We start from the raw sequence: 26,520 nt of genomic DNA on the forward strand, positions 1-26,520 counted from the left end.
GCAGACAATGTCAAGATTGTATGCATCTTAGCTGGCTGCCTGCGCGGATCGGTCGCGGGGAGCGCTCAGATATGCAGCGCGTGACCCAGCGCCTTCATCGCGGCTTCCGGGAAGGCCTCGCCCAGCGTCGGATGGGCGTGGATCGTGCCGGCGATGTCCTGCAGGGTCGCGCCCATCTCGATCGCGAGCCCGAAAGCCGCCGACAATTCCGAGACGCCCTGTCCGACCGCCTGGATACCGAGCACCAGTTCGCTGCCGGCCTGCGCGACGACGCGCACGAAGCCAGCTTCGCCATGGCGGGTCATGGCGCGGCCATTGGCGGCGAAGGGGAACTGGCCGATCTTGAGCTCATGGCCGGCGCGCTTGGCCTCGTCCGGTGAGAGACCGACCGAGACGATCTCGGGATCGGTGAAGCAGATCGCCGCGATGCCGCGCTTGTCCCAGGCTCGGGGCAGGCCGGCGACGATCTCCGCCACCATCTCGCCCTGCGCCATGGCGCGATGCGCCAGCATCGGCTCGCCGGTGACGTCGCCGATGGCGTAGATGCCGCGCATCGCGGTCTCGCAGCGCTCGCCGATGCGGATGAAGCGGCCATCCATGTCGAGCACGAGGTTTTCGAGACCGAGACCATCCGTGACCGGCTTGCGGCCGACCGTGACCAGGATCCTGTCGGCCGGCAGGCTGCGCTCCTTGCCGTCTGCCGTCTCGATGCGCAGGCCATCGCCCTTGGGCGTCGGGCCGAGCGCCTTGGCCCCTAGCAGCACCTCGACGCCGAGCGCGGTCAGGCGCTTGGAGATGGGGCCGGTCAGCTCGGCATCGTAGAGCGGCAGGATCTTGTCCTGCGCCTCGACCACGCTGACCTTGGCGCCGAGCTTGGCGAAGGCGGTGCCCAGTTCCAGCCCGATATAGCCGCCGCCGACCACGACGAGACGCTTCGGAACCTCGGTCAGCGCCAGCGCGCCGGTGGAGGAGATGACGTTGCCGCCGAAGGGCAGGAAGGGCAATTCGACCGGAGCGGAGCCGGTTGCGATGACGATGGCCTCGGCCTGGATCGTCTTCGGACCGGTCTCGGTCTCGACCACGACGGTCTTGCCGTCGCGGAAGCGGGCCTTGCCATGGACGATCTTGACCTTGGCCTTGCGCAGCAGGCCGGCGACGCCGTTGTTGAGGCGCTGGACGATGCCGTCCTTCCAGGCCACGGCCTGTTTCAGGTCGAGCTTCGGCTCGGCCGCAGTCAAGCCGAAGGGCGTCTTGCCGGCGGCGGCTTCCGCCGCCTTCTCGAATTCCTCGGCGACATGGATCATCGCCTTGGAGGGGATGCAGCCGACATTGAGGCAGGAACCGCCGAGCTTGGTGCTCTCGACGATGACGGTGTCGATGCCGAGCTGGCCGGCACGGATGGCGCAGACATAGCCGCCGGGGCCGGCGCCGATGACGAGGAGCTTGCAGGTGATCTCGGTCATGGCACGCTCCTCAGATGTCCACGAAGAGCGTGGCCGGGTTCTCCAGCAGCTCCTTCAGCCGCTGCACGAAGACGGCAGCGTCCCAGCCATCGATGACGCGGTGGTCGAAGCTGGAGGAGAGGTTCATCATCTTGCGCGGCACGAAGGTGGTGCCGTCCCAGACGGGCCTGACGACCATCTTGTTGACGCCGACGATGGCGACTTCAGGATAGTTGATCACCGGCGTGGTCGCGATGCCGCCGAGCGCGCCGAGCGAGGTGATGGTGATGGTCGAGCCGGTGAGCTCGTCGCGCGTCGCGGTGCCGTCGCGGCCGCGCTCGGCGAGGCGGGCGAGCTCGATGCCGCAGCCCCAGAGATCGCGCGCCTCGGCATGTTTCACCACCGGGACGATCAGGCCGGTCGGCGTCTGCGTGGCGATGCCGATATTGATCGCGGCATGCTGGCGCACGATGCCGGCATCGTCGTCATAGAGCGCGTTCAGCGCCGGCTGCTCGGCGAGCGCCTTGACCATGGCGCGCATCAGGAAGGGCAGCAGCGTCAGCTTCGGCCGCTCCGGCGTCGGCTTCTTGTTCAGCGTCGCGCGCAAATCCTCCAGCGGCGAGACGTTGACCTCCTCGACGATGGTGATGTGCGGGATGCGCGATTTCGACAGCGCCATCTTCTCGGCGATGCGGCGGCGCAGGCCGACAACCTTGACCTCGGTGACGGCGCTCTGCTCGACGAGCCCACCGCCCCGCGCCGGCTCAGGGCCGCGCAGCAGGAAGGCGTCGATATCCTGATGGCTGATCCGGCCGGCGGGGCCGGTGCCCTGGACCTGGCGCAGATCGACCCCGGCCTCGCGCGCCTTCAGGCGCACGGCCGGCGAGGCCAGCGGCTTCTCGCCCGGCGCGCGGCGCTGGGCGGGGGCTGTGCTGGCGCGCGCGTGCTTGGGGGCTGGCTGGGGCGGTGCGGCCGGCTTGGCGGGGGCCGCCGGTGCGGCAGGCTTTTCGGCCTTGGCCGGCGCGGCGACAGGAGCCGGCTTTTCAGCAGGCGCTTCCTCAGCGGGCTCCTCGGTCGCGGCACCGTCGCCTGCAACCTTCAGCTTCACGATGGCCGAGCCGATCGCGACGGTGTCGCCGACCTCGGCGCCGACCCAGGTAACCTCGCCCTCGACCGGCGAGGGAATCTCGACCGTCGCCTTGTCGGTCATCACGGCGGCGAGCAGGTCGTCCTCGCGAACGATGTCGCCGACCTTGACGTGCCACTCGACGAGCTCGGCTTCCGCGATGCCCTCGCCGACATCCGGCAGCTTGATGATGCGCTCGGCCATCAGCGTGCCTCCATGATGTCGCGCAGCGCCTGTCCGAGGCGGGCGGGGCCGGGGAAATAGTCCCATTCCTGCGCATGCGGATAGGGCGTGTCCCAACCGGTGACGCGCATCACCGGCGCTTCCAGATGGTAGAAGCAGTGTTCCTGCACCAGCGCCGCAAGCTCGCCGCCGAAGCCGGAGGTCAGCGTCGCCTCGTGCAGCACGATGCAGCGGCCGGTCTTCTGGACCGAAGCCAGGATCGCCTCCAGATCGAGCGGAACCAGCGTGCGCAGGTCGATGACCTCGGCGTCGATGCCGGTATCCTCGGCGGCGGCGAGCGCGACATGGACCATGGTGCCATAGGCGAGGATGGTGACGGCCGAGCCCTCGCGCCGCGTCACCGCCTTGCCGAGCGGCACGGTGTAATGGCCCTCCGGCACCTCGGCGAGTTCATGCTTCGACCAGGCCGTGACCGGGCGATCGTGATGGCCGTCGAAGGGGCCGTTATAGAGCCGCTTCGGCTCCAGGAAGATCACCGGGTCGGGGTCCTCGATCGCGGCGATCAGCAAGCCCTTGGCGTCGTAGGGGTTGGACGGGACGATCGTCTTCAGGCCGGAGACATGGGTGAACAGCGCTTCCGGGCTCTGACTGTGGGTCTGACCGCCGAAGATGCCACCGCCGGTCGGCATGCGGATCACCAGCGGGCAGGTGAAATCGCCGGCCGAGCGGTAGCGCAGCCGGGCCGCTTCCGAGACGATCTGGTCATAGGCCGGGTACATGTAGTCGGCGAACTGGATCTCGATGCAGGGCTTGAGGCCATAGGAGGCCATACCGATCGCGGTGCCGACGATGCCGGCCTCGCTGATCGGCGCGTCGAAGCAGCGGGAGACCCCGTATTTCTGCTGCAGCCCGTGGGTGCAGCGGAAGACGCCGCCGAAGAAGCCGACATCCTCGCCGAAGACCACGACATCGTCGTCGCGGCCCATGGAGACGTCCATGGCGGAGCGGATCGCCTCGATCATCGTCATGCGTGCCATCGCGTCAGACTCCGATCTGCTGGCGCTGGCGGCGCAGATGCGGCGGCAGCTCGGCATAGACGTCCTCGAAGATGTCGCGCGCCGAGGGCTTGCCGCCGGAATGCAGGGTGCCGAAGCTCTCGGCTTCCTTCTGCGCCGCGATGACGGTGGCAAGAATCTCGGCCTCCGCCTGCTTGTGGCGCTCCTCCGACCAGGCGCCGACCGCGATCAGATGCTGCTTCAAGCGGATCAGCGGGTCGCCGAGCGGCCAGTCGTCGGATTCATGCTTGGGGCGATAGGCGGAGGGGTCATCCGAGGTGGAATGGGCGCCGGCGCGATAGGTGACGTACTCGACCAGCGTCGGCCCGAGATTGCGGCGGGCACGCTCGACCGCCCATTGCGCGACCGCATAGACCGCGAGGTAGTCGTTACCGTCGACGCGCAAAGCCGGGATGCCGAAACCGAGCCCCCTTGCGGCAAAAGTGCCGGAGCCGCCGCGTGCGATGCCCTGGAAGGTCGAGATCGCCCACTGGTTGTTGACGACGTTGAGCACGACCGGCGCCTTGTAGGTCGAGGCGAAGACGAGGGCGGCGTGGAAATCCGATTCCGCCGTCGAGCCGTCACCGATCCAGGCGGCGGCGATGCGGGTGTCGTTCTTGATCGCCGAGGCCATCGCCCAGCCGACGGCCTGCACGTATTGCGTCGCGAGATTGCCGGAGATCGAGAAGAAGCCATGCTCCTTGGAGGAGTACATCACCGGCAATTGCCGGCCCTTCATCGGGTCGCGCTCGTTCGAGTAGATCTGGCACATCATGTCGACGAGCGGATAGTCGTGCGCGATCAGCAGGCCGGCCTGGCGATAGGTCGGGAAGTTCATGTCGCCGGGCTGGAGCGCGATGCGGAAGGCGCAGCTCACCGCTTCCTCGCCGGTGTGCTGCATGTAGAACGAGGTCTTGCCCTGGCGCTGCGCCATCTGCATGCGCCCGTCGAAGGTGCGCAGCGTCATCATGTGGCGCAGGCCGCGGATCAGGTCCTCATGCGAGAGATCGGGCACCCAGGGGCCGACCGCCTCCCCCTCGCGGTTGAGTACGCGGATGATCGAATAGGCGAGATCGCGGATGTCCTTGGGGTCGACATCGACCGGCGGGCGCGCGACCGAACCCGCTTTCGGGATCACGACATGGGAGAAATCGGGCTTCTCGCCCGGACGACTCGCCGGCTTGGGGACATGGAACTGCAGTGGCTGGGTTGCTGCCGGCGCCTGGCCTGACTTGTCGCTGCTCATGAGCGCCTCCATCCCTGACGCCGCCAGCATTCCGCCTTCGCGCGCATCCCGCAAGCGCCTGTGGCGCTCTTCAGAGATGCGGCAAGGCGCACAGCCGACCGGCGATCGTTCCCCTTGCAACCAACGCTAGCGGGGACGGTTCGGAGGTTCATTCCGAATTTGCCGGAAACGGCGAAATCGGGCAGAAGAAACACCTGCCATTCACCCCATTCTCAGAATGATCGTCCGATGAACAAAAAGAGCCAGAATGGTCCTGCTCTCGATCTGATCGATCGCAAGATTCTCGCTGCGTTGCGGGACGACGGGCGGCTCACGACGCAGGCGCTGGCCGAGAAGGTGGGACTCTCGCCCTCCCCCTGCTGGACGCGGGTGAAACGGCTGGAGGAGTCCGGCGCGATCGAGAAATACGTCGCGCTGCTCGACCACAAGGCGCTCGGCTACAACAATATCGTCTTCGTCGAGATCACGCTCGACAAGCATGATGACAAGGTGCTCGACCAGTGCGGCGAGGCCCTGAGCCGGGCGCCGGAGGTGGTCGAGGCGCATCTGGTGACCGGCGAGTACGATTATCTCGCCAAGGTCGTGGTCAGCGGCACCGACCATTACGAGCGCTTCCTGCGCGGAACGATCTACCGCATTCCGGGTGTCCGGCAGACGCGGACGACGTTTGGCTTGAGGGCGCTGAAGCGGACGTTGTCGGTCGATCCGCTGAAGGTGGTCGGTTAAATGGCCGTCATGCTCGGGCTTGACCCGAGAATGACGGCCTTCGGGAATGCTTCAGGCCAACATCTCCCGCACCAGCGGCACGACCTTCTCGCCGTAGAGCCGGATGCACGCCATCGCCTTCTCGTGCGCCAGCGGGCCGGCGCTGTATTTCAGCTGGAAGCGAGCGATGCCCAGCCCCTTCGCCGTCGCGGCGATCTTGCGGGCCACCGTCTCGGGCGAGCCGAGATAGAGCGACCCGCGCGCGACCTCCTGCTCGAACTCGTCACGGCCCATCGGCGGCCAGCCGCGCTCGGCGCCGATGCGGTCACGCATCTGCTTGTAGGCCGGGAAGAACTCCTCCTTCGCCTGCTCGTCGGTCGCCGCGATGTAGCCCGGCGAATGCACGCCGACGGGCTTGGCCGGCTTGCCGATCTGGCCATAGGCACGGTGGTACAAATCCACGAAAGGCTTGAAGCGCAGCGGATCACCACCGATGATGGCGAGCATCAAGGGCAGGTCGTAGCGTACCGCGCGGACCACCGATTCCGGGCTGCCGCCGACGCCGATCCAGGTCTTGAGCGGGCCGTTCTCCACCGGCGGATAGACGAGCTGGTCCTTCAGCGGCGAGCGGATCGAGCCTTGCCAAGTCAGCGGCTCCTGCGGCAGCAGGCCGGCGAAGAGATCCAGCTTCTCCTCGAACAGCTTCTCATAATCACGCAGGTCCAGCCCGAAAAGCGGAAAGGACTCGGTGAAGGAGCCGCGACCCAGGATGACCTCGGCGCGGCCGTTCGAGAGCGCATCGACCGTCGCGAAACGCTGGAAGACGCGGATCGGATCGTCCGAGCTCAGCACGGTGACGGCCGAGCCGAGCTTGATCCGGCTGGTGCGTGTGGCCATGCCGGCCAGCACCGTCTCCGGCGCGGAGACCGCGAAATCGGCGCGGTGATGCTCGCCGACGCCAATGAAGTCGATACCGATCTCGTCGGCCAGGACGGCTTCGTCGACCAGATTGCGGATCACCTGCGCATGCGGCAGCGGCTTGCCGTCCGCCCCGTTGGTGACGTCGCCGAAGGTGTCGAGCCCGAATTCCAGTTCCTGTGCCATGATCATCCCGAGGCTGCGGCGCAGCCCTTTGCCTGCCGGCCATCCCGGCTTCCGGGAGTTAGGGTCGGGATTGCCGCAGCGCAATTCTCCAGGCGTTGCCCCGGCAGCAACAGGCTGTTTGCACGAATGCAACCGCCTCGCTTGCAACGGCAGCGAACTCTGCCGATGCTCGGATGCGCGGCGACCTCCGCCGCCTCCGAGCCGACGCCATGATCATTCGCCAGCTGGTCTATCTCGACGCGCTCGCCCGCGAGAAGCATTTTCGCCGCGCGGCCGAGGCCTGCCATGTCTCGCAGCCGACGCTCTCGGCCGCGATCGTGCAGCTCGAGGAGGAGCTCGGCGTGCTGATCGTCGAGCGTGGGCGGCGCTTCCAGGGCTTCACCAAGGAGGGTGAGGTCGTGCTCGCCCATGCCAGGCGCATCCTGGCCGAGGCCGAGGTGATGAAGGATTCGATCGCCGAACTCCGCGAGGGCGTCTCCGGCCGGATCCGGCTCGGCGCGATCCCGACCGCCTTGCCGATGATCGCCCATATCACCGCGCCCTTCTCGGAGCGCTATCCGGCGGTATCGCTGACCGTGCTGTCGCTGACCTCGCAGGAGATCCAGCAGGGCATCGACGATTTCGAACTCGATGTCGGCCTGACCTATCTCGACAACGAGCCGCTCGACCGGGTGATCTCCAAGCCGATCTATCAGGAATCCTACGTGCTGCTGACGCGTGAGGATGGGCCCTTTGGCGCGCGCGATACCATCACCTGGGCCGAAGCGGCCGAGCAGAAGCTCTGCCTGCTCACCGGCGACATGCAGAACCGGCGCATCATCGACGGCATCTTCCGCTCGGTCGGCACCGCGCCGCGGCCGATGATCGAGACCAACTCGATCTTCAACCTGTGTTCCCATGCCGGCATCCAGGGCGTCGCCAGCATCGTCTCGCTGCAATTGCTGGAATTCTTCGGCGTGCCTCTCGGCACGAGGGCACTGTCGCTGGTCGAGCCGGAGGCGCAGCGCACGATCGGGCTGATCGTGGCGGACCGTCAGCCGGTGGCGCCGCTTGCCCGCAACCTGCTGATGATGACGAAGCCCGTGACCGATGCCGGGCTGCCGCGGCGGCCCATCGTACGATAGACTTCGCCTATCGTCGTAGAAGCACCGCAGCATTGTGCAGCGCAAAACCGGCGCTTGGTGCAATTTTCGAGGCGCCGCAAGCCATCCCTTGAGGAAAGGCAGCTTCATATCGCACCGATTGATAGCCATAAACTATCATACGGTTGAAAGAAACGATTTGAAATCATTCCAGTTTCAACCACCCTCCCCTTAACGAGCGCCCGGCGAACCGGGCCTATGGAGGAAAGATGGCGGGTTATCCAGCCTGGGATCAGGACAGCGCACGCATGATCGTCGCGGGGCTGGCGCATCTGGAAGGCGCCACGCTGCCGATGCTGCATGCCCTTCAGGACGAGTTCGGCTATGTCGACCCGCAGGCCGTGCCGCTGATCGCGGAGGCCTTGAACCTGTCGCGCGCCGAGGTCCATGGCGCGATCTCGTTCTATCACGATTTCAAGACCGCCCCGCAGCCGGCCCGCATCGTCAAGCTCTGCCGGGCCGAGGCCTGCCAGGCTTTGGGCTGCGAGAGCGTCGTCGATGACCTCGCACGCACGCACGGCATCGCGGTCGACGATCACCATGCCGGCGACGCCATCGTCGAAACGGTGTATTGTCTTGGCAATTGCGCGCTCGGGCCTTCCGCCCTGGTCGATGGCGAACTGATCGGGCGCGTCGATGCCGCCCGCATCGCCGGGCTCTGCCAGCACGGAAGGGCGCATTCATGAGCGCCAACCCGGTTCGCATCTTCGTCCCCGTCGACGCCGCCGCCCTGTCGGTCGGCGCTGAAGCCGTGGCGCAGGCGATCGCCAGCGAAGCGACGAAGCGTGGGCTTTCTGTCGAGATCGTCCGCAACGGCTCGCGCGGCATGCTCTGGCTGGAACCGCTGGTCGAGGTCGAGACAGCCGAGGGGCGGATCGCCTATGGGCCGGTCGCGGCCAAGGACGTGCCCTCGCTCTTCGATGCCGACTTCGCCTCGGGCGGCGCCCATCCCTTGCGCCTCGGCAAAACCGAGGAGCTCGATTGGATGAAGCGCCAACAGCGCCTCACCTTCGAGCGCGTCGGCGTCATCGATCCGCTCTCGATCGCCGATTACCGCGCCTATGGCGGCTTCAAGGGGCTGGAGAAAGCGCTCAGCCTGACCGGCGGCGAGATCGTCGACGCCGTGAAGGCTTCGGGCCTGCGCGGGCGCGGCGGCGCCGGCTTCCCGACCGGCATCAAATGGAAGACCGTCCACGACGCCAGCGCGACACAGAAATACATCGTCTGCAATGCCGACGAGGGCGATAGCGGCACCTTCGCCGACCGCATGCTGTTCGAAGGCGACCCCTATCTGGTGATCGAGGGCATGACGATCGCCGCGATCGCCGTCGGCGCGACGCGCGGCTACATCTACCTGCGCTCGGAATATCCGCATGCCCATCGTACCCTCCAGCGCGCGATCCTGAAGGCGGAAGCCGCCGGGCTGATCGGCGCCTCGGTGCTGGGCTCGCAGCACGCCTTCCATCTCGAAGTCCGACTCGGGGCCGGCGCCTATATCTGCGGCGAGGAGACCTCGCTGCTCGAAAGCCTCGAAGGCAAACGCGCCGTCGTCCGTGCCAAGCCGCCGCTGCCGGCGCTTCAGGGCCTGTTCGGCAAGCCCACCGTCGTCAACAACGTGCTCTCCTTCGCCGCCGTGCCGTGGATCATGGACCATGGCGCGCAGGCCTATGCGGATTGCGGCATGGGCCGCTCGCGCGGCACGCTGCCGATCCAGCTCGGCGGCAACGTCAGGCGCGGCGGGCTGGTCGAGCTCGCCTTCGGCATCAGCCTGCGCGAGATCATCGAGGATATGGGCGGCGGCACGCTCTCGGGCCGGCCGATCCGGGCCGTGCAGGTCGGCGGGCCGCTCGGCGCCTATCTCACGGCCGGGCAGCTCGACGTGCAGATGGATTACGAGGCGCTGGCCGCGATGCGCGCCATGCTCGGCCATGGCGGCATCGTCGTTTTCGACGACAGCGTCGACATGGCCCGGCAGGCGCGCTTCGCGATGGAGTTCTGCGCCAAGGAATCCTGCGGCAAGTGCACGCCCTGCCGCATCGGCGCGACGCGCGGCGTGGAGGTGATGGACCGCATCATCGCCGGCACCGAGGTGCCCGAGAACATCGCCGTGCTGCGCGATCTCTCGAAGCTGATGATCGACGCATCGCTCTGCGCCATGGGTGGCCTGACCCCCATGCCGGTGCTGAGCGCGCTCGACCATTTCCCCGAGGATTTCGACCGTCCTCCGCTGCCTCTGGCGGCCGAGTGAGGAGGCTGAGATGAGCTTGATCAAGGAAATCGACTACGGCACGCCGATCCGTCTCTCCGAGAAGACTGTGACGCTGACCATCGACGGCCAGAGCATCACGGTGCCCGCCGGCACCTCGGTGATGGCGGCGGCAATGAGCCTGGGCACCAAGATCCCCAAGCTCTGCGCCACCGACTCGCTCGAACCCTTCGGCTCCTGCCGGCTCTGCCTCGTCGAGATCGAGGGGCGGCGCGGCACGCCAGCCTCCTGCACCACGCCGGCCGAAGAGGGCATGGTCGTGCGCACGCAGTCGGAGAATCTCTCCGGCCTGCGCAAGGGCGTGATGGAGCTCTACATATCCGACCATCCGCTGGACTGCCTGACCTGCTCGGCCAATGGCGACTGCGAATTGCAGGACATGGCCGGCGCCGTGGGCTTGCGCGAGGTGCGCTATGGCTATGAGGGCGAGAACCACGTCTTCGCCAAGGGCAAGGACGGCGCGGTCAACGAGAACTGGCTCGCGCAGGATACGTCCAACCCCTATTTCACCTACGACCCCTCGAAATGCATCGTCTGCAATCGCTGCGTGCGGGCCTGCGAGGAGGTGCAGGGCACCTTCGCGCTGACGATCACCGGCCGCGGCTTCGACTCCCGCGTCGCGGCGGGGCCGACCGATTTCCTTGGTTCGGAATGCGTCTCCTGCGGCGCCTGCGTGCAGGCCTGCCCGACGGCGACGCTGATGGAGAACAAGGTCATCGAGCACGGCCAGCCCGAGCATTCGGTGATCACGACCTGCGCCTATTGCGGCGTCGGCTGCTCGTTCAAAGCCGAGATGCAGGGCGACCGCGTCATCCGCATGGTGCCCTACAAGGACGGCAAGGCGAACGAGGGCCATAGCTGCGTCAAGGGCCGCTTCGCCTGGGGCTATGCGACCCATACCGACCGCATGACCAAGCCGATGATCCGGACGAAGATCACGGACCCGTGGCGCGAAGTCTCCTGGGAAGAGGCGATCAACTACGCGGCCTCCGAGTTCAAGCGCATCCAGGCGAAGTACGGCCGTGAATCGGTTGGCGCCATCACCTCGTCGCGCTGCACCAACGAGGAGGTCTTCCTCGTCCAGAAGCTGGTGCGCGCCGCCTTCCGCAACAACAACGTCGATACCTGCGCCCGCGTCTGCCATTCGCCGACCGGATATGGCCTCAGGACGACGCTCGGCACCTCGGCCGGCACGCAGGACTTCAAGTCGGTCGCCAAGTCCGACGTCATCCTCGTCATCGGCGCCAACCCGACCGACGGCCACCCGGTCTTCGCCTCGCGGATGAAGAAGCGCATCCGCGAGGGCGCCCGCCTGATCGTCGCCGATCCCCGCCGGATCGACATGGTGCAGTCGCCCCATATCAAGGCGGATTACCACCTGCCGCTCAAGCCCGGCACCAATGTCGCGCTGCTCAATGCGCTGAGCCATGTCGTCGTCACCGAAGGGCTGATCGACGAGGCCTATGTGCGCGAGCGCTGCGATCTCGGCGATTTCGAGCACTGGGCCCGCTTCGTCGCCCGCGAGGAGAATTCGCCGGAGGCAAGCGAGGCCTATACCGGCGTGCCGGCGGCCGATGTGCGCGCCGCGGCGCGGCTCTACGCCACCGGCGGCAATGGCGCGATCTATTACGGGCTCGGCGTCACCGAGCACAGCCAGGGCTCGACCACGGTGATGGCGATGGCCAACCTCGCCATGGCGACCGGCAATATCGGGCGCGACGGCGTCGGCATCAATCCGCTGCGCGGCCAGAACAATGTCCAGGGTTCCTGCGACATGGGCTCCTTCCCGCACGAGTTCTCGGGCTATCGCCACGTCTCCGACGACTCGACCCGGCAGGTCTTCGAGATGCTCTGGGGCGTGCCGCTCGATCCCGAGCAGGGCCTGCGCATCAACAACATGCTCGACGAGGCGGTCGAAGGCACCTTCAAGGGCCTCTATGTCCAGGGCGAGGACATCGCCCAGTCCGACCCCAACACCAAACATGTCACGGCCGGGCTGGCCTCGATGGAATGCGTCGTCATCCAGGACATCTTCCTGAACGAGACGGCGAAATACGCCCATGTCTTCCTGCCGGGCGCCTCCTTCCTGGAGAAGGACGGCACCTTCACCAATGCCGAGCGGCGCATCAACCGCGTCCGGCAGGTGATGGCGCCGCTGTCCGGCAAGGACGAGTGGCAGGTCACGATCGAGCTGGCGCGGGCACTCGGCTACGAGATGGCTTATGGCCATCCGGGCGACATCATGGACGAGATCGCGCGCCTCACCCCGAGCTTCGCCGGCGTCTCCTATGACAAGCTGGACAAGCTCGGCTCGGTGCAGTGGCCCTGCAACGACAAGGCGCCGACCGGCACGCCCCTGATGCATGTCGACCGCTTCGTGCGCGGCAAGGGCAAGTTCATGATCACGGAATACGTCCCGACCGACGAGCGGACCGGGCCGCGCTTCCCGCTGCTGCTCACCACCGGGCGCATCCTCTCGCAATACAATGTCGGCGCGCAGACGCGCCGCACCGAGAACGGCGCCTGGCATGACGAGGACGTGCTGGAGATCCACGCCTTCGACGCCGAGAGCCGCGGCATCCGCGACGGCGACCTCGTCGCGCTCGCCAGCCGGTCGGGCGATATCGCGCTCAGGGCCATGATCTCCGAGCGCATGCAGCCGGGCGTAGTCTACACCACCTTCCACCACGCCAAGACCGGTGCCAACGTCATCACCACCGATTATTCGGACTGGGCGACCAACTGCCCGGAATACAAGGTCACCGCTGTCGACGTCCGGCGCACCAATGCTTATTCCGCGTGGCAGGAGAAGAATTTCGAGGAGGACGTGACCTTGCGCCGGATCGCGGAACGCCTGCCCGATGCCGCGGAATAACCCGCCCGCCCAGCCGCCGGCCTCGGCCGCCGTCACGGCTGAGCCGCTGCGCTTCGGCGCGGCACGGGAGGATGCGCGCGAGATCGAGGTCGCGGTCGAGACACCCATCAACATCGTCTACGGCAACATGCCCTATGCGGTGATGATGGCGAGCCCGTCGGATCTGGAGGATTTCGTCACCGGCTTCAGCCTGACCGAGGGCATCGTTCGAGACGCCTCCGAGATCCGCGGCGTCGCCGTCGAACCGAAGGACGAAGGCGTCATCGTCACCGTCGAGCTTGCGCCCGGCCGCTTCCGCGAGCATCTGGCGCGGCGGCGCAACCTCTCGGGCCGGACCTCCTGCGGGCTCTGCGGGGTCGAGACCATCGAGGAGATCCCGATGGCCGATGCGGCGACGCGAGCGTCCCGGGCCGTATCCGCCGCGGCAATCGAGACAGCACTTGCTGAACTCGACAAGCACCAGCCGCTGAGCCAGCTCACCCGCGCCGTCCATGCCGCTGCCTGGTGCGATGCGAACGGCGCGATCCTGGCCGTGCGCGAGGATGTCGGCCGCCACAACGCGCTCGACAAGCTGATCGGCGCACGGCTCCGCGCAGGGGCGGATGCGAGCGAAGGCTTCCTGCTCGTCACCAGCCGCGCCTCCTTCGAAATGGTCGAGAAGGCCGCGATCTTCGGCGCGGGAACGCTGGTCGCGATCTCGGCACCGACCTCGCTCGCGATCGAGCGGGCGAAGCACCTCGGCCTGACTCTTGCCGCGGTCGCGCGCCGCGACGGCTGCATCGTCTTCACCGGTGCGCTCGCGCCCGAATCCGAGACCATTGCCCGATGACGGAGGCCGGCCTGACCACAGAACCCACCGCGGCCGACCACCACGCGGAGAACGTCGCGAAGCTCCTGCGCATGGCCGGGCAGATCGCCGATTTCTTCAAGGCCTATCCGGAAGCGGAGGCCATCGCCTCCATCGCCGACCACATCAACCAGTTCTGGACCGGGCGCATGCGCGGGGACTTCCTCGCCGCCTTCGCGGACCGGCCGGAGGACCTCCCGCCCCTGCTGCGGCAAGCCCTGCCGCGGATCAGGCCGGGGCGCGGAGGATAGCGCGTAAGCCGCCGCCCTGGCGGCGCATCGAGAGAGTGCAACGAGCCGGGAACCTACCTGGCCCGAACAGCGAAGCCATGGGGAAAGGAACCGGGGAATGAGTGTCGCACAGGATATCGGACAGGCGGGAGGCGGCATCGGCCTGCTCGACCGCGAAAGGACCATCGCCAAACCGGGCTTCAACCGCTGGCTCGTGCCCCCGGCTGCGCTCTGCATCCACCTGTGCATCGGCATGGCCTATGGCTTCTCGGTGTTCTGGCTGCCGCTCAGCCAGGCGATCGGCATCACCAAGCCCGTCGCCTGCGCGGCGGATGTCGGCCTGATCGGCTCGCTGTTCACCACGGCTTGCGACTGGAAGGTCGCCGATCTCGGCTGGATGTACACGCTGTTCTTCGTGCTGCTCGGCTCCTCGGCCGCGATCTGGGGCGGCTGGCTCGAGCGCGTCGGCCCGCGCAAGGCGGCCTTCGTCTCGACGCTGTGCTGGTGCGGCGGCCTCATGATCTCGGCGCTCGGCGTCTACTGGCACCAGCTCTGGATGCTGTGGCTTGGCTCCGGCGTGATCGGCGGCATCGGGCTCGGCCTCGGCTATATCTCGCCGGTCTCGACCCTGGTGAAATGGTTCCCGGACCGGCGCGGCATGGCGACCGGCATGGCGATCATGGGCTTCGGCGGCGGCGCGATGATCGGCTCGCCGCTGGCGGACATGCTGATGAACTATTTCAAGACCCCGGCCTCGGTCGGCGTCTGGCAGACCTTCGTCGCAATGGCCGCGATCTATTTCGTCTTCATGATGGCCGGCACCTTCGGCTACCGCATCCCGCCGGCCAACTGGCGCCCCGAGGGCTGGACCCCGCCGGCGACGCAGAACGCCATGATCACCTCCGGTCACGTGCATCTCCAGAACGCGCATAAGACACCGCAGTTCTGGCTGATCTGGTCGGTGCTGACGCTCAACGTCTCGGCCGGCATCGGCGTGCTCGGCATGGCCTCGCCGATGCTGCAGGAGATCTTCGCGGGCTCGCTGATCGGGAAGCCGGAGATCGGCTTCGCGGCGCTCGACGCCGGGCAGAAGACGCAGATCGCCACGATCGCCGCGGCCTTCGTCGGCCTGCTCTCGCTGTTCAACATCGCCGGGCGCTTCTTCTGGGCCTCGCTCTCTGACAAGCTCGGCCGCAAGCTGACCTATGCCACCTTCTTCGGGCTCGGCATCCTGCTCTATGCGCTCTCGCCCTGGGCGGCGCATGCCGGGTCGCTGGCGCTCTTCGTCGCCTTCTTCTGCATCATCCTGTCGATGTATGGCGGCGGCTTCGCGACGGTACCGGCCTATCTCGCCGACATGTTCGGCACCCAGTTCGTCGGCGCGATCCATGGCCGCCTGCTGACGGCGTGGTCTACGGCCGGCATCATCGGCCCGGTGGTGGTCAACTATATCCGCGAGGCGCAGATCAATGCCGGCGTGCCGCGCGCGCAGGTCTATGACCGCACCATGTACATCCTCGCCGGCATGCTGGTGCTCGGCTTCCTCTGCAACCTGCTGGTCCGCCCCGTCGCGGCCAAATGGTTCATGAAGGATGCCGAGGTCGCGGCCTTGCAGAAGCGGTCGGCCAGTGTCGACGGGGCAGCTCACTACGGCTCCTACGGCATCGGCAAGGGCGGGTTCGACGGCACGGCCATGCTCGCCTGGGCCGTGGTCGGCCTGCCGATCGCCTGGGGCGTCTGGATCACCCTGTCGAAGTCACTGGCGCTGTTCCGCTAAACGACGACATCCCTGCCCTACCCGAAGGCCCGCATCGAGCGATCGGTGCGGGCCTTCGTCTGTTGCGATACAGCGTTCAAACGGGGGCGCTATTTCAGCGACAAGGCAACCGTGCCGGCGATCGGATCGGTGACGCCGAGCCCGCCGCCGAGATCGTCGAGCGTATGGCGGAAGCTGTTGAGCGTGGCGATCATCTGCGGGCGCGCCGCCGCCATCGCGTCCATGCTCTCCCATTCTGCGATGATGCAATAGCGCCCCTCCCCGGCGGCGATGATGTTCGCGTGCCGCAGGCCCGGCCAGTCGGCGGCGACATTGCGATGGGCGTCGAGAAAGGCGGTCTCCATCCCCGGCTTGACCTTGAAACGAACGGCATTGAATGCGGTCATGGCGGCCTCCAGCGTTCGGAGAGATGACCTTACGGCAATCGATGTGCTTCTCCTCGTCACGATCACGTGCCGGTGAACCCAACGAGCACCAGGCCGTTGTCAGAGAGTAGCTTTCCAGGCGCAGGATAACCCACCCAACCAGAACGGGAGACAGCACCATGGCGATCAACAAGACCGGCTCGGCCCATTGGGAAGGCGGCATCAAGGACGGCAAGGGCACGATCTCGACCGAGACCAAGGCGCTTGACGCCTATCCCTACGGCTTTTCCAGCCGCTTCGAAGGCAAGCCCGGCAGCAATCCCGAGGAACTGATCGGCGCGGCGCATGCCGCCTGCTTCACCATGGCGCTCTCGCTGATCCTCGGCGAGGCCAATCTCAAGGCCGATGCGCTCGACACCACGGCGCGGGTAACGCTCGACAAGCTCGAGGACGGCTATGCCATCACCGCGATCCACCTGACGCTGAAAGGCAAGGTGCCCGGCGCCGACCAGGCGACCTTCGAGTCGCTGGCCGGCAAGGCCAAGGCCGGCTGCCCGGTCTCGAAACTGTTCAAGGCGCCAATCACGCTGGAAGCGACGCTGGTCAGCTAACGCTTCAGGCGAAGTGGCAGGAGACGCTGACCCCGCCCAGTTGCCGCAGCTCCGGCCGCTCGACGCGGCAGCGATCGGCGGCCTGGGCGCAGCGCGGATTGAAGGTGCAGCCGGCCGGCGGATTGATCGGGCTCGGCACCTCGCCCGACATCGGCCGGCGCTCCCGGTTCGGCCGTTCGACATCGGGGATCGTGTCGAGCAGCAGGCGCGTATAGGGGTGCTGCGGCCGGGTGAAGACCTGCTCGGCCGGGCCTGCCTCGACGAAGCGGCCGAGATACATGATCGCCAGCTCGTCCGACATGTGCCGGACGACCGAGAGATTGTGGCTGATGAAGAGATAGGTCAGCCCGAACTCCTTCTGCAGCCGGACCATCAGGTTGAGGATCTGCGCCTGCACGGAGACGTCGAGCGCCGAGGTCGGCTCGTCGCAAACGAGGAAATCGGCCTCTGTCGCGAGCGCACGGGCGATCGAGATGCGCTGGCGCTGGCCGCCGGAGAAGGCATGCGGATAACGGCTCGCATCGGTACGCGAGAGGCCGACCACTTCCAGCAGGTCGCCGACGCGCTGCTGGACCGCCGCCTCGCCGGACCTGAGCTTCAGCTCGCGGATCGGCTCGGCGATGATGTCGCCGACGCGCCAGCGCGGATTGAGCGAGGCATAGGGGTCCTGGAAGATCATCTGCACGCGCGGCGGGCCGATGGTGCCGTCGGCACGGCGGATGTCGCGGAAGCTGAGCCTGCCCTCGGTCGGCCGCTGCAGGCCGACGACCATGCGGGCGAGCGTCGATTTTCCGCAGCCGGATTCGCCGACGATGCTGAAGGTGGTGCCGCGCCTGACCGTGAAGGAGACGCTTTCGACCGCCCGCAGGATGCGCCGCGGCTCGTGCGAGAACAGTCGGGACAAAGCCGGCGCCGACACATCGAAGCGGCAGCAGGCGGCGGCGACGTCGAGAATGATGTCGTCACCCGCTGCCTTGGCGGGGGCGAGCGTCGAAACCTGCTCAAGCATGGGCCGCCTCCTTCAGGGGGAAATGGCAGGCGGCCGCATGACCCGAGGGAGGCAGGCCGGGCTTGTGCTCGCGGCAGAAATCCTCCGCCCGGCCGCAACGCGGATTGAAGGCGCATCCCGGCGGAATGGCGTTGAGGCGCGGCATGGCGCCGTCGATCTGGTTGAGATGCTCGTGGCGGACATGGACGCTCGGGATCGAGGCCATCAGCCCGGCGGTGTAGGGATGGCTCGGCCGGCGCGTCACGTCCTCGACCGGGCCGATCTCGACGATGCGGCCGGCATACATCACCGCGACGCGATCGGCCGTCTCGGCGATAACGCCCATGTCGTGGGTGACCAGCATGATCGCCGTGCCGTGCTCGCGGCAGAGCCGCTTCAGCAAGGTCGTGATCTGCGCCTGGATCGAGACGTCGAGCGCCGTCGTCGGCTCATCCGCGATGATCAGCGAGGGCTCGGCGCAGAGTGCGAGCGCGATGACGACGCGCTGGCGCATGCCGCCGGAGAACTGGTGCGGGAAATGGTCGATCCGCGTTTCGGCTGCGGGGATGCCGACCTCCTTGAGCAGGTCGAGTGCGCGCTTGCGCGCTTCCGCCCGGCTGACCGGCAGGTGGGTCAGGATGGTCTCGACGAGCTGGTCGCCGACCTTGAGCAAGGGATGCAGCGAGGTCAGCGGGTCCTGGAAGATCGCGCCGATGCGCCGGCCGCGCAGCTTGCGCATCGCCTCCGCCGGGAGGTTGTCGATGCGCTGGCCCGAGAGATGGATCTCACCGCCGGCGATACGGCCCGGCGGATCGAGCAGGCCGATCACCGCCGTGCCGGTCAGGGACTTGCCCGCCCCGGATTCGCCGACCACGCCCAAGATCTCGCCGGGCGCGATGTCGAAAGAGACGCCATCGAGCGCCGTCAACGCGCCATGCCGGCCGTCGAAGACGATGCGCAGGTCGCGCACGGAGAGAAGAGGCGCTGCGGCGGATGCGGTCATGCAGAGGCCTCGCTGCGTTCGATCGCGTAGCTCGACGAGAATATCTCGCTCATCGGCGGGTGGCCGAGCGTGCGCTCGGGATAGCGCGCCATCACGCCCTCGAACTGCTTCTGGGCGCGGGCATTGTCGGCGGCCTCGTCCTGGCCGGGGATCGCCCGGTTCTCCATGACGAAGCGGCCATCGATCACCACGGTCGCGAAGTCGCGGCCATGTCCTGTCAGCATCATCGTCTGGATGGGATCGATGACCTGCCCGCTATGCGGCCGGTCGAATTCGAAGACGGTGATGTCGGCGCGGGCGCCCGGCTGGAGCCGGCCGAGATCGGGCCGCTGCAGCGCGTTGGCGCCGCCGATGGTCGCCGCATCGTAATAATCCTCGGAGCGCACGGCGCCGACATTGCCGGCCATGGTACGGGCGAGGATCATGCCGGTCTGCATGTTCATCACCATGTCCGGCGGGCTCGTATCCGTGCCCATGGCGATGTTCAGGCCCATCGCGCGATAGCTGCCGAGATGGTTGATGGCGTTGCCGTGCCGGCCCGAGACGAGCGGGCAATGCACGATGCTGGCGCCGGAATCGCGGATGATCTCGAGATCGCGGCCGGGGCGATCGATCAGGCGGCTGCCGGAGACGACGGTGCCATGCGGCAGCAGGCAGCGCTCGTTGAGGAAGCCGAGGCTCTCGAGCCATTCCGGCGGACTCATGCCGTGCTGGGCGAGGACGAGATCATACTCGATCTTCGACTGGCAGCAGTGGAGCCGGACGGGGATATCGAGCTCGCGCGAGGCTGCCGCCGTGCGGCGCAGAAGCTCGGCGGTCGAGGTCTCGATGCGGTCCGGCGCGAACATTGCGCGGATCAGGCCGCCGGCTTCACCCTCATGACGCTTGGCAAAGTCGATCGCCGCGTCGAGCTCGGCGAGGCCGCGCTCCTCCTCGTAATAGGTGACGACGCGCCCGTCGCTTTCGACGACCTGGTTGCCGGTGCGATAGGCCGGGCCGAGATAGGCGCGCATGCCGAGATCGGCGGCGGCAACCGCAGCGTCCTCGAACTCCTGCACCGTCTCGCCCCAGGCGCGGTAGAACAGCGAGGCGATCGGCAGCGCCGTGGTGATGCCGTTGCGGATGAGCTGCGAGAAGGCGTAGCGCTTCTGGAAGGCCAGTTCCTCGCGCGTGTACATCTCGTAGGGACCGGCATCGAGATAGCTGCGCGGCCAGACGCGACCCTTCTTCCAGGCCGGCTGGTTGTCATAGCCGAGGATGGTGGTGTCGAGGTCGGAGAGCGCGTCGCAATCGACGAAACCCGGGCCGATCAGGGCATGGCCATAGTCGATGCGGCGTGCGACCTCGCCCGGAAAACCATGGCCGACGAAGACGATTTCGCCGTTCTCGAACACGACCTCGCCGTTCTCGTAGAGGCGATGGCGGCCGTCCTTGTGGCCGACCACCCAACGCGCGGTCATCAGGATGCGGCCTTCGGGCCGCTTCTTGGCCTCAAGGCTCACGGGGCCGTCCTCACCGAAACGCCGTCACGGGCGACGATCCTGCCGCGCTTGATCACGCGGCGCCTGGGCGAACGGGTCACGACGATATCCGTCAGGCTCTCGCCGGGCATGATCACCAGATCGGCGGCCTTGCCCTCAGTGAGGCCGTAATCGGCGATCTCCATCACCTGGGCACCGCCGGTCGTGCAGACGTGGAGGCCGAGTTCGACCTCGTCGTCGCGGCGGAAATTGTTGCGCAGGCCGATGAACATGGCGCGCTCGACCATGTCGGCATTGCCATAGGGGCCCCAGGTGTCGCGGATGCCGTCCGAGCCCGAGCAGACGCGAATGCCGGCATCGAGCAGCTTCTTCACCGCCGGCGCGGTGTTGCGGGCCGGCGCGGTCGTCATGATCGCGATGTCGAGCGCGGCAAGCTGCGGGATGACGGGATCGACCAGTTGCGGATCGGTGCCAAGGCAGAAGGCGTGGCTGACCGTCACCTTGCCCTTCATGCCGAGCGCGCGGGTGCGCTCGATGATCAGGTCGAGCGAGAACAGGCCCATCTCGCCGGGCTCGTGCAGATGGATGTCGAGCGGCCGGCCATAGGTCTGGCAGAGCCCGAAGATCGCATCGAGATGGCCCTTCGGATCGCGGTCGATGGCGCAGGGGTCGAGGCCGCCGACGATCTCGCAGCCGGCCTTCATCGCCTCGTGCATCAATTCCAGCGTGCCCGGCCGGCGCAGCAGCCCGGATTGCGGGAAGGCGACGAGCTCGATGTCCATGATGTCCGCGTAATCCTCGCGGGTCTTCAGGATGCCCTCGACGCCCCAGAGCCCGTGATCGGTGTCGACATCGACATGGCTGCGGGTATGGGTCGAGCCCATCGTCGAGGACTGGACGGTCTGGCGTGCCGACTGGCGGGCGGGGTCCATATCGAGGCGGCGCTTGTTCAGGCGCTCGTTGTCGATCTTGTCGAGCAGCTTCGGGCCGACTTCGTTGACGTACCAGGGCTGGCCCCAGAGGCTCTTGTCGAGATGGGCATGGGCCTCGACCAGGCCGGGAATGACGATCTCGCCGCGGCCATCCTCGACCGTCACGCCGGCGGGCGCGGCGATGTCCTTCGCCATCCGGCCGATGCGGCCGTTCTCGATCAGGATGTCGAGGGCAGGCCCCGCGTTCGGGCGGACGTTGCGGATCAGGAGAGAGGTGGTCATCGCAGGCGTATCCTCGTGGTTTCTTGTGATGGTCAGCGCAGTTTCGGGTTCAGCGCGTCGCGGAGCCAGTCGCCGAGCAGGTTGACCGAGAGCACGATCAGCCCGAGCTGCAGCGAGGGGAAGACGACGAGCCACCAGGAGCCGGAGAACAGGTACTGGTTGCCGATGCGGATCAGCGTACCCAGGGACGGCTGGGTGATCGGCATGCCGACGCCGAGGAAGGAGAGCGTCGCCTCCGAGAGGATGGCGAGGCCAAGGCTCAGCGTCGCCGAAACCAGCACCGGCGTCATCGTGTTCGGCAGGATGTGGCGGCCCATGATCCGCGTCGCCGGCACGCGGATGATGCGGGCGGCGAGCACATATTCCTTGCGACGCTCGACCATGGTCAGCGCGCGCACGGTGCGGGCATATTGCACCCAGCTCGTCAGCGCGATCGAGAGCACCAGCACCACGGCGGAGAAGGGCTCGCGCAGGGCCGGCGGCAGCATCTCGCGGAAGATCGCCGAGACCAGGATCGCCATCAGCAGGGTCGGGATCGAGAGCACGGTGTCGCCGAGCCGCATCAGCAGGTTGTCGATGCGCCCGCCATGGAAGCCGGCGATCAGCCCGATCGAGACCCCGATCAGCATCGAGACCATCACCGCCGCGAAGCCGATGATCAGCGAGATGCGCGAACCGTAGAGAATGGCCGAGAGCACGTCGCGGCCCTGCGGATCGGTGCCGAGCAGGAAGGGCCATTCGCCGCCATCCTGCCAGATCGGCGGAATCTCGGCCTTGTCGATGAAGATCTGCGCGAGGTCGTAAGGGTCCTGCGGCGCGATCAGCGGGGCGAAGAACGCGCTCAGGACAAGCAGCGCCAGCATCAGCGCCGAGAGCCAGGCCACGGGCGTATGGCAGAAGCTCCAGCCGATGTCGCTGTCGAGAAAGCGGCGCAGGCGGCCGGGGCTTTTTACGGTGTCAGCGGGCATTTGCGCCTCCCGTCAACGCGTCCTCGCGCAGGCGCGGATCGACCCAGGCATAGGTCAGGTCGACCAGCGTGTTGAGCGTGACGAAGATGAAGGAGACGACGATCAGATAGGCCGCCATCACCGGGATATCGACGAAGGTCACGGCCTGGACGAAGAGCATGCCCATGCCCGGCCACTGGAACACCGTCTCGGTGACCAGCGCGAAGGCGATGAGGTTGCCGATCTGCAGGCCGGTGACGGTGATGACCGGCATCAGGCAGTTGCGCAAAGCATGGCCGAAATGGACGGCGCGTGCCGGCAGGCCGCGCGCCCGGGCGAAGCGGATGAAGTCGGTGCGCATCGTCTCCAGCATCTCGGCGCGGACGAGCCGCATCACCAGCGTGATCTGGAAGAGCGAGAGCGTGATGCCGGGCAGGATCAGCGCCTTGCGGCCCGACGCGGTGAGCAGGCCCGTGCTCCACCATCCGATCTGCACGACCTCGCCGCGCCCGAAGGCCGGCAGCCATTGCAGCGTCACCGAGAAGATCAGGATGAAGAGGATGCCGAGCGCGAAGCTCGGCAGCGAGACCCCGAGCACAGAGACGAATTGCAGGGTCTTGGCGAGGAGGCTGTCTCGCCGGATCGCGGTGTAGACGCCGAGGGGAATGCCGACGGCCAGCGACAGGAAGGTCGCGACCAGCACCAGTTCGAAGGTCGCCGGGAAGCGCTCCGAGATCAGCGTGAAGACGTCCTGCTGGTTGCGGTAGGAAATGCCGAAATCGCCGCGCACGGCATTGCCGACGAAGGTCGCGTATTGCAGCACGAAGCCCCTGTCGAGGCCGAGGCGGGCGCGCAGCTCGTCGCGCTGCTGCTGGCTCGCCTGCTCGTTCAGCATCAGCTCGACGGGGTCGCCGACGAAGCGGAAGATCAGGAAGGCGAGAAAGGCCACCGCCAGCATGACGCCGGCAGCGTTGAGCAGTCGCTTGAGGAGAAAGGCCGGCATGGGAACTCCTGCGTTCCGGCGTCATTCCCGGGCTTCGCGCAGCGAAGACCCGGGAACTTCAGGAGAAGAGGCACTGGTTTCCGAGATGACCGGGGTCAAACCCGGCCATGACGGCAGAACCGCATCAGCCTCACTTCATCATGGTCAGCCAGAGCCGCGGCTTGTTGTCCGAGGCCTGCACGGTCGAGACGATCGTCGAGCGCATCGCCCAGGCCATCGGCTGCTGGTGCAGCGGGATGAAGAGCTGCTCCTGCTTGGCGATCTTGAGCGCCTCCTTCATCATCTCGATGCGCTTGGGCGTGTCGAGCTCGACGCCGGCCTTGTCGATCAGCGCGTCGATGCGCGGATCGCCCCAGTTGCCCCAGTTGAAGACACCGCTGGTGCCGTTCTTGGAATGCAGCACCTGCACCAGCAGGGAATAGGCGTCGATCATCGGCTCGTTGGCCCAGCCGAAGGAGATGACGTCGAAATCGCCCTTGACGCGCTTCGGCGTCTGCTGGCTGCGCGGGGCCATGCTGAGGTTTGGCTTCAGGCCGGCGCGTGACCACATCGCCGCGATCGCCTGGCAGAACTCCTCCTCGTTGACGAGGGAGTCGCTCTGGCAGTTGATCTGGAAGGAGAAGCCGTTGGGATAGCCCGCATCGGCCAGCAGCTTCTTGGCGCCGTTCAGATCGAAGGGCAGGCGCTCGTCCTGCGAGGGATCGTAGCCGGGGATCGCCGGGGCGACGAGCGCGCCGGTGTTGCGCGACAGGCCGCGCATGGCGCGCTTCTGCACCGCGTCGATGTCGATGGCCCGGTAGAGCGCCTCGCGGACCCGGATGTCCTTGAAGGGGTTCTTGTCCTTGACGTCGCTCTCGGTGAGCTTGTCGCCAAGGTTCAAGGCGAAGAAGACCGAGCGCAGCTCGTTGGTCTGCAGTACCTTGACGTCCGGCGAGGCGGAGAGCCGCGGCAGGTCCTGCAGCGGCGCGACGTTGGTATAGTCGATCTCGCCGGAGAGCAGCGCGGCCACGCGGGTCGAGGACGAGGTGATCGGCGAGAATTCGATCACGTCGATATTGTGCTTCGGCTTGTCCCACCAGCCGGCATTCCTGACGAAGACCGTCTTGGAATCGGCACGGCGGCTCTCGACCTTGAACGGGCCGGTGCCGTTGGCGTTGTCGGTGGCATAGCCCTTCACGCCCTTGCCGGAATCGGTGGGCAGCAGCGAGTTGTTCGCCTCCATCCATTCCTTGTCGAAGATGAAGATGTTGGTGAGGTCGTTCAGCAGCAGCGGATAGGGGCCGTTGACCTCGATCTCGACGGTCAAGTCATCGATCTTCTTCGAGCTCTTGTAGGCCGGCAGATTGCCTTTGAGCGGCGAGGTCTCGTGGGTGACGCGGGCCAGCGAGGCGATGACGTCGTCGGCCGTGAACGGGTTGCCGTTGTGGAACTTGACGCCCTGGCGCAGCTTGAAGCGCCAGACAGTCGGCGACACGGTTTCCCAGGACTCGGCCAGAGCCGGCTCGATCTTGAGGTCGCCGGTATAGCGAACCAACCCCTCATAGACGTGATTGAGCACCGCGAGCGTGAAGGTCTCGCCGTAGGAATAGGGGTCGAGCGAGGCAATCTCGCGTGACGCGCCCCATTTCAGCGTCTTGGCTTCCGCCGCGCCGGTGAACGCGAAGGCGGCGACGGCCGCCAGCAACCAGGCCTTCTTCATCGACTTCTCCCCTTTTGCATCGGCGTGCCGCGGGCCCGCCGAACCTCGATCGCTTGTTGCCGTTCCGTTATGCACCTGGCGCTTTGCGCGCCAATTTCGTGTGCGATTATCAGGCATACTTGCATACGATATGAGAAGCGTATTGTATGCGATTATTGAGCACAAGCGGAAACTGGCGCGGAGCCCGCGATCGTGACATTGACGCCCCCGGACAAGACCATTCCAGCACGAGGGACAGCCACGATGGGCGAGAAGCGAACCCCGGTTCTGCGCGCCGAATCCGTCTACCGGGCGCTGCGCCGGGCGATCATCGAGCAGGCGCTGAAGCCCGGCATGAAGCTGCCGGAGGATTCGATCGGCGAGCAGCTCGGCGTCAGCCGCACCCTGGTGCGGGAGGCCTTCGGGCGCCTCGCCGTCGAGGGCCTGGTCGAGCTCAAGCCCAATCGCGGTGCCTCGGTCGCCTATCCGACACTGGAAGAAGCACGCGACGTCTTCGAGGTCCGGCGCGGCCTCGAGCGGCTCGTCGCCGAAAGCCTGGCCGGGCGCATCACCCCCTCCCAGGTCGCGGAGCTGGAAGCCCATGTCCGCCAGGAGGAGAAGGCGCATGAGCAGGACGGCCCGGAATCGATCCGCCTCTCCGGCGAGTTCCACATCAAGCTCGCGAAGATGACCGGCAACGCGCTGCTGCTGCGCTATGTACAGGAGGCCTCGTCGCGCTGCTCGCTGATCCTGGCGATCTACGGGCGCCCGCACTCGACCGAATGCGCCGTCTCCGAGCATCGCCAATTGATCGACGCGCTGCGCGCCGGCGACGCTGCCCGCGCAGCCGACCTGATGGACCACCATCTGCGGGCCGTCGTCACCCGCGCCCTGCTGACGCCGCGCATCGAGCGCGACATCCGCGACGTGCTCGCGCCTTACGCGCTCAGCGAAGGGCTGAACCCCTCCTGACCCCAAAGGCACTACGCACAAAGATATGCGCCACACGCAGGCCAATTAGTCTTTGGTCTATTTGATCTGCGTCAAGAACATTGCTCCCCCTGCACTCAAGCCATGGCGGGGGCGGGCCCGATGCGCCATCCTGCCACGAAGTGATCCCATCGGCCAAATCAAGACCGAGCGATCAGGGCGGGCGACCTACTATTCCAGGGAGGATGGGGCCATGGACGACATCAAGCGCCGGCAGCGCAGCATTCGGCATCTCCATCCGC

At 66.7% G+C, this 26,520-nt stretch carries 23 protein-coding genes; 10 read left to right on the forward strand and 13 right to left on the reverse strand.

The window, feature by feature from the left end; translation table 11 throughout:
- Positions 1-65 precede the first annotated feature (65 nt).
- From lpdA to BLQ70_RS15645, 4 genes are read right to left on the reverse strand one after another with little or no spacing between them, the layout of a single operon-like run.
- Positions 66-1,463: a dihydrolipoyl dehydrogenase gene (gene lpdA / locus BLQ70_RS15630; RefSeq protein WP_091858311.1), complete on the reverse strand. Its 1,398-nt coding sequence runs from the start codon at positions 1,461-1,463 to the stop codon at positions 66-68.
- 10 nt (positions 1,464-1,473) lie between these two features.
- Positions 1,474-2,772, reverse strand: a complete 1,299-nt coding sequence (locus tag BLQ70_RS15635; protein WP_091858314.1) for a dihydrolipoamide acetyltransferase family protein — start codon at positions 2,770-2,772, stop codon at positions 1,474-1,476.
- On the reverse strand, positions 2,772-3,788 hold the full coding sequence (locus tag BLQ70_RS15640) for an alpha-ketoacid dehydrogenase subunit beta (RefSeq protein ID WP_091858824.1): 1,017 nt from the start codon (positions 3,786-3,788) through the stop codon (positions 2,772-2,774). The genes BLQ70_RS15635 and BLQ70_RS15640 overlap by 1 nt, the downstream gene beginning before the upstream one ends.
- A 4-nt stretch (positions 3,789-3,792) precedes the next feature.
- Positions 3,793-5,052 (reverse strand): 3-methyl-2-oxobutanoate dehydrogenase (2-methylpropanoyl-transferring) subunit alpha, encoded by a 1,260-nt coding sequence (locus tag BLQ70_RS15645; RefSeq protein ID WP_091858827.1) that lies wholly within the window; start codon positions 5,050-5,052, stop codon positions 3,793-3,795.
- 228 nt (positions 5,053-5,280) lie between these two features.
- Here BLQ70_RS15645 and BLQ70_RS15650 point away from each other — a divergent pair, with 228 nt between their 5' ends.
- A complete protein-coding gene (locus BLQ70_RS15650) occupies positions 5,281-5,778 on the forward strand; it encodes an Lrp/AsnC family transcriptional regulator (RefSeq protein WP_061968714.1) in 498 nt (165 codons plus the stop codon).
- A 51-nt stretch (positions 5,779-5,829) separates the two neighbouring features.
- Here BLQ70_RS15650 and BLQ70_RS15655 read toward each other — a convergent pair whose 3' ends face one another.
- The gene (locus tag BLQ70_RS15655; protein WP_091858830.1) at positions 5,830-6,861 is read right to left on the reverse strand and encodes an LLM class flavin-dependent oxidoreductase; all 1,032 of its coding nucleotides are present in this window, start codon (positions 6,859-6,861) and stop codon (positions 5,830-5,832) included.
- 209 nt (positions 6,862-7,070) lie between these two features.
- On the opposite strand from BLQ70_RS15655, the gene BLQ70_RS15660 reads away from it, so the two are divergent.
- From BLQ70_RS15660 to BLQ70_RS15690, 7 genes are all read left to right on the forward strand, one after another.
- Complete coding sequence (locus BLQ70_RS15660) at positions 7,071-7,985, forward strand: LysR family transcriptional regulator (RefSeq protein ID WP_244492883.1); 915 nt, start codon at positions 7,071-7,073, stop codon at positions 7,983-7,985.
- Between the two features lie 227 nt (positions 7,986-8,212).
- Positions 8,213-8,689: an NAD(P)H-dependent oxidoreductase subunit E gene (locus tag BLQ70_RS15665; RefSeq protein WP_091858317.1), complete on the forward strand. Its 477-nt coding sequence runs from the start codon at positions 8,213-8,215 to the stop codon at positions 8,687-8,689.
- A complete protein-coding gene (locus BLQ70_RS15670; protein ID WP_091858320.1) occupies positions 8,686-10,251 on the forward strand; it encodes a formate dehydrogenase beta subunit in 1,566 nt (521 codons plus the stop codon). Before BLQ70_RS15665 ends, BLQ70_RS15670 begins: the two co-directional genes overlap by 4 nt.
- A 10-nt stretch (positions 10,252-10,261) precedes the next feature.
- Positions 10,262-13,144 carry a formate dehydrogenase subunit alpha gene (gene fdhF, locus BLQ70_RS15675; RefSeq protein WP_091858322.1) on the forward strand — a complete coding sequence of 961 codons (2,883 nt, stop codon included), beginning with the start codon at positions 10,262-10,264 and terminating at the stop codon, positions 13,142-13,144.
- Complete coding sequence (gene fdhD / locus BLQ70_RS15680) at positions 13,131-13,973, forward strand: formate dehydrogenase accessory sulfurtransferase FdhD (protein ID WP_091858325.1); 843 nt, start codon at positions 13,131-13,133, stop codon at positions 13,971-13,973. The genes fdhF and fdhD overlap by 14 nt, the downstream gene beginning before the upstream one ends.
- Positions 13,970-14,242, forward strand: coding sequence for a formate dehydrogenase subunit delta (locus tag BLQ70_RS15685; RefSeq protein WP_091858328.1), 273 nt, complete (start codon positions 13,970-13,972; stop codon positions 14,240-14,242). Before fdhD ends, BLQ70_RS15685 begins: the two co-directional genes overlap by 4 nt.
- 97 nt (positions 14,243-14,339) lie before the next feature.
- On the forward strand, positions 14,340-15,998 hold the full coding sequence (locus BLQ70_RS15690) for an OFA family MFS transporter (RefSeq protein WP_091858331.1): 1,659 nt from the start codon (positions 14,340-14,342) through the stop codon (positions 15,996-15,998).
- An 89-nt stretch (positions 15,999-16,087) separates the two neighbouring features.
- Here the strand turns inward: BLQ70_RS15690 and BLQ70_RS15695 are convergent, their stop codons facing one another.
- On the reverse strand, positions 16,088-16,384 hold the full coding sequence (locus tag BLQ70_RS15695; RefSeq protein WP_091858334.1) for an antibiotic biosynthesis monooxygenase: 297 nt from the start codon (positions 16,382-16,384) through the stop codon (positions 16,088-16,090).
- A gap of 158 nt (positions 16,385-16,542) precedes the next feature.
- On the opposite strand from BLQ70_RS15695, the gene BLQ70_RS15700 reads away from it, so the two are divergent.
- Positions 16,543-16,974, forward strand: a complete 432-nt coding sequence (locus BLQ70_RS15700) for an OsmC family protein (RefSeq protein WP_091858337.1) — start codon at positions 16,543-16,545, stop codon at positions 16,972-16,974.
- Between the two features lie 4 nt (positions 16,975-16,978).
- Here the strand turns inward: BLQ70_RS15700 and BLQ70_RS15705 are convergent, their stop codons facing one another.
- From BLQ70_RS15705 to BLQ70_RS15735, 7 genes are all read right to left on the reverse strand, one after another.
- Positions 16,979-17,983, reverse strand: coding sequence for an ABC transporter ATP-binding protein (locus tag BLQ70_RS15705; RefSeq protein ID WP_091858340.1), 1,005 nt, complete (start codon positions 17,981-17,983; stop codon positions 16,979-16,981).
- Positions 17,976-18,965 carry an ABC transporter ATP-binding protein gene (locus BLQ70_RS15710; protein WP_091858343.1) on the reverse strand — a complete coding sequence of 330 codons (990 nt, stop codon included), beginning with the start codon at positions 18,963-18,965 and terminating at the stop codon, positions 17,976-17,978. Before BLQ70_RS15710 ends, BLQ70_RS15705 begins: the two co-directional genes overlap by 8 nt.
- Complete coding sequence (locus BLQ70_RS15715) at positions 18,962-20,425, reverse strand: amidohydrolase family protein (protein WP_091858833.1); 1,464 nt, start codon at positions 20,423-20,425, stop codon at positions 18,962-18,964. The genes BLQ70_RS15710 and BLQ70_RS15715 overlap by 4 nt, the downstream gene beginning before the upstream one ends.
- 38 nt (positions 20,426-20,463) lie before the next feature.
- The gene (locus BLQ70_RS15720; protein WP_091858346.1) at positions 20,464-21,660 is read right to left on the reverse strand and encodes an amidohydrolase family protein; all 1,197 of its coding nucleotides are present in this window, start codon (positions 21,658-21,660) and stop codon (positions 20,464-20,466) included.
- A 32-nt stretch (positions 21,661-21,692) separates the two neighbouring features.
- The gene (locus BLQ70_RS15725; protein ID WP_091858349.1) at positions 21,693-22,628 is read right to left on the reverse strand and encodes an ABC transporter permease; all 936 of its coding nucleotides are present in this window, start codon (positions 22,626-22,628) and stop codon (positions 21,693-21,695) included.
- Positions 22,618-23,610: an ABC transporter permease gene (locus BLQ70_RS15730; RefSeq protein WP_091858352.1), complete on the reverse strand. Its 993-nt coding sequence runs from the start codon at positions 23,608-23,610 to the stop codon at positions 22,618-22,620. The genes BLQ70_RS15725 and BLQ70_RS15730 overlap by 11 nt, the downstream gene beginning before the upstream one ends.
- Positions 23,611-23,740: 130 nt before the next feature.
- On the reverse strand, positions 23,741-25,309 hold the full coding sequence (locus BLQ70_RS15735) for an ABC transporter substrate-binding protein (protein ID WP_061968737.1): 1,569 nt from the start codon (positions 25,307-25,309) through the stop codon (positions 23,741-23,743).
- A 243-nt stretch (positions 25,310-25,552) separates the two neighbouring features.
- Between BLQ70_RS15735 and BLQ70_RS15740 the strand changes: the two genes are divergently transcribed.
- Positions 25,553-26,260, forward strand: coding sequence for a GntR family transcriptional regulator (locus BLQ70_RS15740; RefSeq protein ID WP_061968739.1), 708 nt, complete (start codon positions 25,553-25,555; stop codon positions 26,258-26,260).
- Positions 26,261-26,520 lie beyond the last annotated feature (260 nt).

Origin of the sequence: Allobosea robiniae, assembly GCF_900102525.1 — a bacterium.
GTDB classification, from domain to species: domain Bacteria; phylum Pseudomonadota; class Alphaproteobacteria; order Rhizobiales; family Beijerinckiaceae; genus Allobosea; species Allobosea robiniae.

Bases quoted from the DNA above. Each gene is read 5' to 3' on its own strand.
- lpdA (WP_091858311.1), bottom strand. From the start codon at position 1,463: ATGACCGAGATCACCTGCAAGCTCCTCGTCATCGGCGCCGGCCCCGGC.
- BLQ70_RS15635 (WP_091858314.1), bottom strand. From the start codon at position 2,772: ATGGCCGAGCGCATCATCAAGCTGCCGGATGTCGGCGAGGGCATCGCG.
- BLQ70_RS15640 (WP_091858824.1), bottom strand. From the start codon at position 3,788: ATGGCACGCATGACGATGATCGAGGCGATCCGCTCCGCCATGGACGTC.
- BLQ70_RS15645 (WP_091858827.1), bottom strand. From the start codon at position 5,052: ATGAGCAGCGACAAGTCAGGCCAGGCGCCGGCAGCAACCCAGCCACTG.
- BLQ70_RS15650 (WP_061968714.1), top strand. From the start codon at position 5,281: ATGAACAAAAAGAGCCAGAATGGTCCTGCTCTCGATCTGATCGATCGC.
- BLQ70_RS15655 (WP_091858830.1), bottom strand. From the start codon at position 6,861: ATGGCACAGGAACTGGAATTCGGGCTCGACACCTTCGGCGACGTCACC.
- BLQ70_RS15660 (WP_244492883.1), top strand. From the start codon at position 7,071: ATGATCATTCGCCAGCTGGTCTATCTCGACGCGCTCGCCCGCGAGAAG.
- BLQ70_RS15665 (WP_091858317.1), top strand. From the start codon at position 8,213: ATGGCGGGTTATCCAGCCTGGGATCAGGACAGCGCACGCATGATCGTC.
- BLQ70_RS15670 (WP_091858320.1), top strand. From the start codon at position 8,686: ATGAGCGCCAACCCGGTTCGCATCTTCGTCCCCGTCGACGCCGCCGCC.
- fdhF (WP_091858322.1), top strand. From the start codon at position 10,262: ATGAGCTTGATCAAGGAAATCGACTACGGCACGCCGATCCGTCTCTCC.
- fdhD (WP_091858325.1), top strand. From the start codon at position 13,131: ATGCCGCGGAATAACCCGCCCGCCCAGCCGCCGGCCTCGGCCGCCGTC.
- BLQ70_RS15685 (WP_091858328.1), top strand. From the start codon at position 13,970: ATGACGGAGGCCGGCCTGACCACAGAACCCACCGCGGCCGACCACCAC.
- BLQ70_RS15690 (WP_091858331.1), top strand. From the start codon at position 14,340: ATGAGTGTCGCACAGGATATCGGACAGGCGGGAGGCGGCATCGGCCTG.
- BLQ70_RS15695 (WP_091858334.1), bottom strand. From the start codon at position 16,384: ATGACCGCATTCAATGCCGTTCGTTTCAAGGTCAAGCCGGGGATGGAG.
- BLQ70_RS15700 (WP_091858337.1), top strand. From the start codon at position 16,543: ATGGCGATCAACAAGACCGGCTCGGCCCATTGGGAAGGCGGCATCAAG.
- BLQ70_RS15705 (WP_091858340.1), bottom strand. From the start codon at position 17,983: ATGCTTGAGCAGGTTTCGACGCTCGCCCCCGCCAAGGCAGCGGGTGAC.
- BLQ70_RS15710 (WP_091858343.1), bottom strand. From the start codon at position 18,965: ATGACCGCATCCGCCGCAGCGCCTCTTCTCTCCGTGCGCGACCTGCGC.
- BLQ70_RS15715 (WP_091858833.1), bottom strand. From the start codon at position 20,425: ATGACCGCGCGTTGGGTGGTCGGCCACAAGGACGGCCGCCATCGCCTC.
- BLQ70_RS15720 (WP_091858346.1), bottom strand. From the start codon at position 21,660: ATGACCACCTCTCTCCTGATCCGCAACGTCCGCCCGAACGCGGGGCCT.
- BLQ70_RS15725 (WP_091858349.1), bottom strand. From the start codon at position 22,628: ATGCCCGCTGACACCGTAAAAAGCCCCGGCCGCCTGCGCCGCTTTCTC.
- BLQ70_RS15730 (WP_091858352.1), bottom strand. From the start codon at position 23,610: ATGCCGGCCTTTCTCCTCAAGCGACTGCTCAACGCTGCCGGCGTCATG.
- BLQ70_RS15735 (WP_061968737.1), bottom strand. From the start codon at position 25,309: ATGAAGAAGGCCTGGTTGCTGGCGGCCGTCGCCGCCTTCGCGTTCACC.
- BLQ70_RS15740 (WP_061968739.1), top strand. From the start codon at position 25,553: ATGGGCGAGAAGCGAACCCCGGTTCTGCGCGCCGAATCCGTCTACCGG.